Source organism: Pengzhenrongella sp. (genome assembly GCF_036565025.1).
Taxonomy (GTDB): domain Bacteria; phylum Actinomycetota; class Actinomycetes; order Actinomycetales; family Cellulomonadaceae; genus Pengzhenrongella.
Genome location: NZ_DATCNW010000151.1, coordinates 1 through 7240, shown reverse-complemented (window position 1 = coordinate 7240; position 7240 = coordinate 1). Strand labels below are relative to the sequence as shown.

9 protein-coding genes are annotated in these 7240 nt (G+C 68.8%); 7 read left to right on the top strand and 2 right to left on the bottom strand.

The features are described 5' to 3' along the window. Positions 1-346: 346 nt before the first annotated feature. Positions 347-502: a hypothetical protein gene (locus VIM26_RS08625; protein ID WP_331950164.1), complete on the bottom strand. Its 156-nt coding sequence runs from the start codon at positions 500-502 to the stop codon at positions 347-349. 131 nt (positions 503-633) lie between these two features. Here VIM26_RS08625 and VIM26_RS08620 point away from each other — a divergent pair, with 131 nt between their 5' ends. From VIM26_RS08620 to VIM26_RS08590, 7 genes are all read left to right on the top strand, one after another. Continuing rightward, the gene (locus VIM26_RS08620) at positions 634-975 is read left to right on the top strand and encodes a metalloregulator ArsR/SmtB family transcription factor (protein WP_331950162.1); all 342 of its coding nucleotides are present in this window, start codon (positions 634-636) and stop codon (positions 973-975) included. Then, positions 972-1211 carry a hypothetical protein gene (locus VIM26_RS08615; RefSeq protein WP_331950160.1) on the top strand — a complete coding sequence of 80 codons (240 nt, stop codon included), beginning with the start codon at positions 972-974 and terminating at the stop codon, positions 1209-1211. The genes VIM26_RS08620 and VIM26_RS08615 overlap by 4 nt, the downstream gene beginning before the upstream one ends. Further along, complete coding sequence (locus VIM26_RS08610) at positions 1208-3310, top strand: MMPL family transporter (protein ID WP_331950158.1); 2103 nt, start codon at positions 1208-1210, stop codon at positions 3308-3310. Before VIM26_RS08615 ends, VIM26_RS08610 begins: the two co-directional genes overlap by 4 nt. Before the next feature lie 91 nt (positions 3311-3401). After that, a complete protein-coding gene (locus tag VIM26_RS08605) occupies positions 3402-4802 on the top strand; it encodes an MBL fold metallo-hydrolase (RefSeq protein WP_331950156.1) in 1401 nt (466 codons plus the stop codon). Positions 4803-4808: 6 nt separating this feature from the next. Continuing rightward, positions 4809-5597 carry a sulfite exporter TauE/SafE family protein gene (locus VIM26_RS08600; RefSeq protein WP_331950154.1) on the top strand — a complete coding sequence of 263 codons (789 nt, stop codon included), beginning with the start codon at positions 4809-4811 and terminating at the stop codon, positions 5595-5597. A 25-nt stretch (positions 5598-5622) separates the two neighbouring features. Then, positions 5623-6141: an OsmC family protein gene (locus VIM26_RS08595; RefSeq protein WP_331950152.1), complete on the top strand. Its 519-nt coding sequence runs from the start codon at positions 5623-5625 to the stop codon at positions 6139-6141. Then, positions 6138-6407 (top strand): SHOCT domain-containing protein, encoded by a 270-nt coding sequence (locus tag VIM26_RS08590; RefSeq protein ID WP_331950150.1) that lies wholly within the window; start codon positions 6138-6140, stop codon positions 6405-6407. Before VIM26_RS08595 ends, VIM26_RS08590 begins: the two co-directional genes overlap by 4 nt. Positions 6408-6415: 8 nt before the next feature. Here the strand turns inward: VIM26_RS08590 and VIM26_RS08585 are convergent, their stop codons facing one another. Beyond that, positions 6416-6826 carry a rhodanese-like domain-containing protein gene (locus VIM26_RS08585; RefSeq protein WP_331950148.1) on the bottom strand — a complete coding sequence of 137 codons (411 nt, stop codon included), beginning with the start codon at positions 6824-6826 and terminating at the stop codon, positions 6416-6418. Between the last annotated feature and the right edge of the window lie 414 nt (positions 6827-7240).

The window sequence follows — 7240 nt, the reverse complement described above, 5'->3', positions numbered from 1 at the left end:
TCGCCCCGATTGATTGAAGTTGGCCGTCAGGCAGCGTGCGTGCCTACGGCGGCTACGCACCGTGCCGCATGACAGCGCACAGCACGCGGCAGGCTAGACACACGGCAGACACAGCGTCGAGTCACCAAGACACACGGTACTTGGGAACCAAGGCGTCGAGGGCAGTCCGGTCCACGGAACCGAAGGTCAGAGATTCGAATCCTCTCGGGCCGCGTAAAAGAACCCGCTGGAAACGGCGGGTTTTTCTTTGTCTGCCGAGTACCACGGACCGCTTGTTCTCCCGAGTTTTTCTCCCGAAACGGGGGCGCTCCACGTCTGGGAGGTCACCTCCGGCTTCCCCGCGCTCTCAGCCCACGTTCTCGTCGGGCGCCAGAACGACTGCCACGCCGCACTCCTCGACATGGAACGACTCCCGCATGGCCGCTTCGGCATCGAGCACGCCACCCTGCAGGTCGACCGCGAGGGCGGAGAGCTGCTCGACATCGCAGTGCCAGAACAGCAACGCAGGCTCAGACCAGGTTGCTCGACAGCGAGGCGGCCATCGGCTGGTACTTCGGCGTGATCGCCGAGAAGGCCTATCCGCGCGGTGGCCGGTCTCCTTAACTACAACTAGTCTGTTGTATAGTGGTGAGCATGGACCTTCCACGCCCTCTTCCTGAGCCGCTGGTGGAGCTCATCGCGCAGCGGTTTCGTGTCATAGGCGAGCCCATGCGCATCAAGCTTCTGGACCGGCTGCGCGACAGCTCAGCCACGGTCGGCGAGCTCGTCGAGGCGCTGGACGCCTCGCAGCAGAACGTCTCCAAGCACCTCGGCGTCCTCCACCGGGCCGGCATCGTCAGCCGCGCCAAGGCGGGCACGAGCGTCCGCTACGCCATAGCCGACGACACCGTGTTCGCGCTGTGCGAGCAGGTGTGCGGCGGCCTTCGTGACCAGCTCGCCGAGCTCGACAGCATCCTGAGCGGCGGTGTGGCATGAACCGCACCTGCCCCACGACAGCCTGGCCGCTTGAACGGGCGCTGTTCGCGATGGCCGGCACCGTCACGCTTCTATCGGCGGCGCTCGCGGCAGCGGTGTCGCCGTGGTTCCTGCTGCTGACGGCCTTCGTGGGCGTCAACCAGTGGCTGTACGTGGTCGCTGGCGCCTGTCCTGTCTCCCTCGTGCTCACGCGCGTCTTCGGGCTGCGCTCCGCGGTCAAGGGGGTCGTCCGATGAGCTCGGTCGGACCCATCGGCCGCCTCGGCCGCTACACCGCCACCCACTTCCGTGTCGTCGCCGTCGCGTGGGCGCTGCTCGCCGTCTCCCTGGGTGTCTTCGCCCCAAAGGTCGAGCACGCGCTGTCGGGCGCCGGCTGGGAGGCGACCGGATCGGAGTCTGTCAAGGCCCGCGAGCTCGTCGACCGGAACTTCCGGGGCCTGTCGTCCAGCGCTCTGCAGGTGGTCGTGCACTCACCGACCAAGACGGTCTCTGACCCCGTCTTCCAGCAGACGATCACTTCGGCGGAGCGCACGCTCAAGGCTGACTCGCGTGTCGCCAGTGTGATGCCTCCGCGCCCCGGTCAGTCCATCTCCCGTGACGGCCAGACGGCGGTCATCCAGGCCGGTGCGGCCGAGAACGCCAACGAGATGGTCCGCGCTGCCGACGACCTCAAGACAAAGCTTCAGGGCGGCGACGGCGTGCAGGTCTCGCTGACCGGCGCGTCGGGGATGTGGTCGGACTTCAACCAGGCCAACCGCTCGGCGATGCTCAAGAGCGAGGTCATCTCCTGGCCGGTGACCATGATCATTCTCGTGCTGGCCTTCGGGTCGCTGGTCGCCGCCGGGCTGCCGCTGATGCTGACCATCCTGGGCCTCGTGGCCTCCGCAGGGTCGCTGTACATCGGCACCCAGCTGCTGGACATCTCGATCTGGGCGATGAACTTCGCGCTGATGTTCGCTCTGGCGCTGGGCATCGACTACGCGCTGTTCATCGTCATGCGCTTCCGCGGAGCCTTCTTCGGCTCGGAGCTGTCGGCCGAGGAGGCCGTCGCAGAAACGATGGACACTGCCGGCAAGGCCGTGCTGTTCTCTGGCCTGACCGTGCTCATCTCGCTGACCGCGGTGATGCTCGTGCCGAGCCCGGCGTTTCGCTCGATGGCATTGGGGATCATGCTCTCGCTCATTTTCATCCTGGCGGCGACGCTGACGTTGCTGCCTGCGGTGCTTGCCAAGCTCGGCCCTCGGGTGGACAAGGGGAGCCTGCCATGGGTGCACTCCGGCGAGCACCGCTCGCCGCGGTTCGCCGCCTGGGCTGAGCGTCTGTGGAAGCGGCCGGTCGCCTACGGTGCGGTGGCCGTCATCGTGCTGCTCGCCCTCGCGTTCCCCGTGCTCAACCTGCAGACCGGCATGCCGTCGATCAAGGTGGTTCCTGACGGGGACTCCTCGCGAACCGGTTACAACCAGGTTCAGCAGGCGTTCGGGACAGGTGCTCCCGGAGCGCTGCAGGTCGTCGCGTCCAACGGCGCCGCCCAGCGCGTCATGGCCACGGTCAAGGCCGACCCGGGTATCGCGCAGGTCCTACCGCCCCAGCCCGGTAGCGGCGGCTGGAGCATGGTGCAGGCCATCCCCATGGGCGACCCTTCCGGCAAGCCCATCGGCGCAACTGTGGACCGCCTGCGCAGCGATCTTCCCGAGGGCGCGCTGGTGGGCGGCGCCGTGGCTGAGAACCACGACCTCGAAGCCGCGCTGTCGTCCAAGACGCCGCTGGTCATCGGGGTTGTGCTCGCCCTCGGGTTCCTGCTGCTTCTCGTCGCACTCCGGGCACCATTGCTCGCGGCCGCGGCCGTGCTGACCAACCTGTTGGCGACCGGCGCCGCCTTCGGGGTGGCCCGGCTCATCTTCCAGGAGGGCCACCTCTCGGGCCTGCTGGGTTTCGAGCCCCAAGGGTTCCTCGACGCGTGGGCGCCCGTGTTCTTCTTCGCGATGGTCTTTGCCATCTCGATGGACTACACGGTGTTCCTGCTGTCCTCCGCCAAGGAGCACTGGGACCGCATCGGCGACGCCAAGGAGGCGATGGTCGGCGGTGTCGCGCACTCCGGGCGCGTGGTCTTCGCCGCCGCGGCGGTGATGGTGGCGGTCTTCTTCACGTTCGCGTTGAGCGGGCCGCTGCCGCCCAAGGAGATGGGCGTGATCCTCGGCATCGCGGTCCTGCTCGACGCCGCCCTGGTTCGTTTGCTGCTCGTGCCGGTGCTGCTGCGCCTCATGGGTAAGTGGGCGTGGTGGCTGCCCAGGCCGCTGGACCGGATCCTGCCCGACGTCCGCTTCGGCCACGCCTGATGCGTTTCCGCCGTTCCATCGAGATCGTGACGCACATCCCGCTCGGGCAGTTGCTGCGGCGGCCGCCCGAGGTGCGCAGACGGAGCAACGCATGATCTTTCGCCAGATCACCCATGACGACCTGGGCTGTGCCAGCTACCTGATCGGCGACGAGGACGCCGGCGTCGCCGCCGTAGTCGACCCGAAGCTCGACATCGACGGGTACCTACGGCTGGCGCGCTATTTCGGGGTGGGCATCGAGCACATCCTGGAGACCCACAACCACGCCGACCACGTCTCCGGGCACGGCCGCCTCGCCGCGGCCACCGGAGCGACCATCCACATCCATGAAGAGGCGAGCCCCGACTACGACCACGAGGCGCTCGCCGATGGCTGGGAGCTCGAACTCGGCGCGGTCCGCGTGCGCGCCGTGCACACCCCCGGTCACCGTCCCGAGCACACGGCATTCACACTCACAGACACACGGCGCGGCCCCGAGCCGTGGGCGGTGCTGACCGGCGACACGCTGTTCGTCGGCGACATCGCCCGTCCCGACCTCGCGGTGGACAAGGAGCAGGGCGCCCACGGCATCTTCCACTCGCTTCAGGACAAGGTGCTCGCACTGCCAGAGGATTGCGAGGTCTGGCCCGGGCACCTCGGCGGGTCGCTGTGCGGCGGCCCGGGGATGGACATGAAGGTCTCCTCGACGATCGGCTATGAGCGAGCCCATCAGGAGCTGCTCGCCATCGCCGACGAGAAGGAGTTCGTCGAGCAGACCACGGCCTCGCTCGGACCTCAGCCGCCCAATTTCGAGAACATCGTCGCGCTCAACCGCGGACCGCTGCTGCGCGAGAGCATCGAGGCTCATCCGCTGGCGCCCCGACAGGTCGACTCCCACCAGCGCGACGGCGCGCTGGTCATCGACGTTCGCACCGAGCTGCAGTTCGACGAGGCGCACATCCCCAGCGCTGTCTGCATCACCGCGCTGCGGGCCGGTTTCGGTTCCAAGCTTGCCTGGCTCGCGGATCCCGAGCAGCCGGTCGTGATCGTCGGGCGCGATGACGAGGATGCCCGCCAGGCCGTCGGGCTCGCCGCCGCGGTCGGCATCACGGAGGTCGCGGGCTACCTGGCGGGAGGCATGACCTCCTGGCGCGAGGAGAAGCGTCGCGTCGAGCGCGTGACCCGGCTGACGGTCGACGAGCTCCACGACCGCTGGGAGTCCGATCGCGACAGCGTCCAGGTGCTCGACGTGCGGGAGCGAGCCGAGTGGGAAGACGGACATATCCCCGGTTCGGTCCATGAGCCCTATCACGACATCAGCGACGTTCCCGAGGGCGTCGATCCCGACCGGCCGGTGGCGGTCATCTGCGGCTCGGGGCAGCGCGCCGCGGTCGGCGCCAGCCTGCTTGAGCGTTACGGCGCCGGCGAGGTGATCCATGTGGTCGAGGGCGGCGTGCCCCTCTGGCAGCGGCGGGGCTGGCCCGTCGACGCGCCCGGCACGACGGAGGCCTGACCCGACGTGCTGCTCGCCATCCCCTTTGGGTTGGCCATCGGCATCGCTGTCGGCATGCTCGGTGGCGGTGGCTCCGTGCTCGCCGTCCCGGTCCTCGTCTACGTGCTCGGCCAGAGCGTGTCCGAAGCCACGACGGCCTCGCTGGTCGTCGTCACCGCAGGCGCGGTCGCCGGAGGGCTCGGGCACGCGCGAGCCGGCAGGGTGTGCTGGCGCCACGCCGGCTCGTTCACCATGGCGGCTGTTCCCGGCCTCGTCGCCGGCACCCTCGCCGCCGATTCCGTCAGCGGTACCGCGCTGCTTGGCGCCTTCGCGCTGATCATGCTCGCCGCCGCCGCCGCGACGTGGCGCAAGGCCGACGGTGAGGAGCCTGCCGACGGCAGATGGGAGGGCGGTGGCGCCTGTCCGCCGCTGCGACTGCCGCGGGACCTCGTCGCCGGCGTGATGGTCGGCTTCCTCACCGGGTTCTTCGGCGTCGGCGGCGGCTTTCTGATCGTGCCCACGCTCGCCATCGCCTTGGCCTTCACGATGCGGACCGCGGTCGGCACATCGTTGGCCGTCATCACCGCGACCTCGCTCATCGGGCTCGCCGTGCACCTGCTCGCCGGACGCAGCCTCGAGGTCGGGGTCACCACTGCCATGACGGGTGCGTGCGTGGTCGGAGCGCTCGCCGGCGCCGGTCTTGCCACCCACGTGCCCCAACGCACCCTCGGACGCGCCTTCGCATTGCTGGTCTGCTGCGTCGCCGCCTACCTACTTGTCTCCGCCGCCTTCCTCGGCGGCCCGCCCGCCAGCTGAACCCATCTCCCGAAAGGACGACCACATGCACAACGTCAACGTCGATGCTCTCAAGCAGACCATCGCCAAGGCCGAGCAGGACCCCAGCGCGCTCACGCAGCAAGTCAGCTTCGATGGCGAGTGGCAGACCCAGGAGGGCCAGCCGCAGTTCCGAGCCACGATCCCGGTGCCCAACGGCGAACCGTTCGTGTTCGAGGCGGACTTTCCGCCCCCAATGGGCGGCACCGGCTCCGCGCCGAATCCCCTGGCCTACTGCTTCTGGGGCGGGCTGGCTTGCTACGCGATGACCTATGCCCAAGAGGCGGCCCGCCAGGGCGTGCAACTGCGCTCCGTGAAGGCCAGCACCGAGGCTGAGGTCGACATGAGCCGCGCTCTCGGCGTTACCGACAACGCCCCCGTGGAGCGCATCGACTGGCACTTGGAGGTCGACGCCGACGCGCCGCACGAGAAGCTCGAAGAGCTCAAGCGCATCGCCGACGAGCACTGCCCAGGCGTGTACTGCGTGCGCAACCCGGTCGAGCTGACAACCCACCTCGTCGCATGAGTGGCCTGTTCTCTCTCATCGCGCAGGCTGGGTTCGATGGTGATCACATGGGCGGCGGCTGGGGCTGGCTGGTGATTGTCGCCATGGTCGTGATGATGGGCGGCATGGGCTGGATGATGTGGTCGATGATGCGGGGATCCGGCAGCAACGGACGCGGCTCGCCCGAGGATCCCGTCGAGGTGCTCAAGGCGCGCTACGCCCGCGGCGAGCTGACCACCGAAGAGTTCCAGGAACGGCTGCGGACGATCGAGGACGCTCGGCGCTGACCGGCGCCTCACGCGGGCGGCGAGGGAGGCTCGGTCGGTAGGCCCAGGCTGATCCAGTCGTGCAATCCGCCGCGGTAGTAGTGAATCGCGGCGGGCGGGTACTTGGAGGTGAGCAGCGCGTCGATGGCCTCTGGCGATGCCGCGCACTGCGGCCCGTTGCAGAAGAAGATGGTCGGCTGAGCCGGGTCGAGCTGGCTGATGCGCTCCACTGTCTCGTCGTGCGGGATGTTGCGCGCCCCGGGAATCGTGGAGGAGCCATAGGCCTCGGCGGGTCTGCTGTCGATGAGCGACAGCCCACGGTCGAGATGCTCCATGACCTCCAGCTCGCCGACGGTGCAGACCCCGTCAGCGAGCTGCATGGGTCTGATCGTGCCCCAGGTCGCGTCGATCACGACGAGGCCGCTGTCGGCGAGGCGCATCGGCCCGCGCATCGGTCCGCGATCGCGCCCGGCGCGCGGGAGCTCTGGGCGCCGCGGCGGTTCAGGCGACATCGCCAGCCGCCCCGGTGATCAGCGGGACTGTGTTGCGCATGCGATAGGTGCCTGGGCGGCTTTCGTGCACCCGACCTCTGAGCTGTACAGGCTGCGCCGCGGAGAGGTCGGCTTAGGCCTGCCGCGCCGCACGGACCGCGCGTTCGGTGCTCGCGTTGTGCATCTCATCCTTGCTTTTCGAACGCTCGAAGCAGCATTTATCGGTGGCTGGCAATCCCGGCGCGCGGGCTCCCCGTCCCCGGAGGCGTCAGCGCGTCCTCGCGGGCGCCCGTGGCGGTGCGCATGCCTCCGGCGCAACCCACCTACGCAACGGTTCTTCTTCGACTCGGGCGCAGGCGGTCA

What these genes read in the sequence shown, in the direction of transcription:
- VIM26_RS08595 (WP_331950152.1), top strand. Translation starts at nt 5,623, where the DNA reads ATGCACAACGTCAACGTCGATGCTCTCAAGCAGACCATCGCCAAGGCC.
- VIM26_RS08620 (WP_331950162.1), top strand. Translation starts at nt 634, where the DNA reads ATGGACCTTCCACGCCCTCTTCCTGAGCCGCTGGTGGAGCTCATCGCG.
- VIM26_RS08585 (WP_331950148.1), bottom strand. Translation starts at nt 6,826, where the DNA reads ATGCGCCTCGCCGACAGCGGCCTCGTCGTGATCGACGCGACCTGGGGC.
- VIM26_RS08610 (WP_331950158.1), top strand. Translation starts at nt 1,208, where the DNA reads ATGAGCTCGGTCGGACCCATCGGCCGCCTCGGCCGCTACACCGCCACC.
- VIM26_RS08605 (WP_331950156.1), top strand. Translation starts at nt 3,402, where the DNA reads ATGATCTTTCGCCAGATCACCCATGACGACCTGGGCTGTGCCAGCTAC.
- VIM26_RS08615 (WP_331950160.1), top strand. Translation starts at nt 972, where the DNA reads ATGAACCGCACCTGCCCCACGACAGCCTGGCCGCTTGAACGGGCGCTG.
- VIM26_RS08590 (WP_331950150.1), top strand. Translation starts at nt 6,138, where the DNA reads ATGAGTGGCCTGTTCTCTCTCATCGCGCAGGCTGGGTTCGATGGTGAT.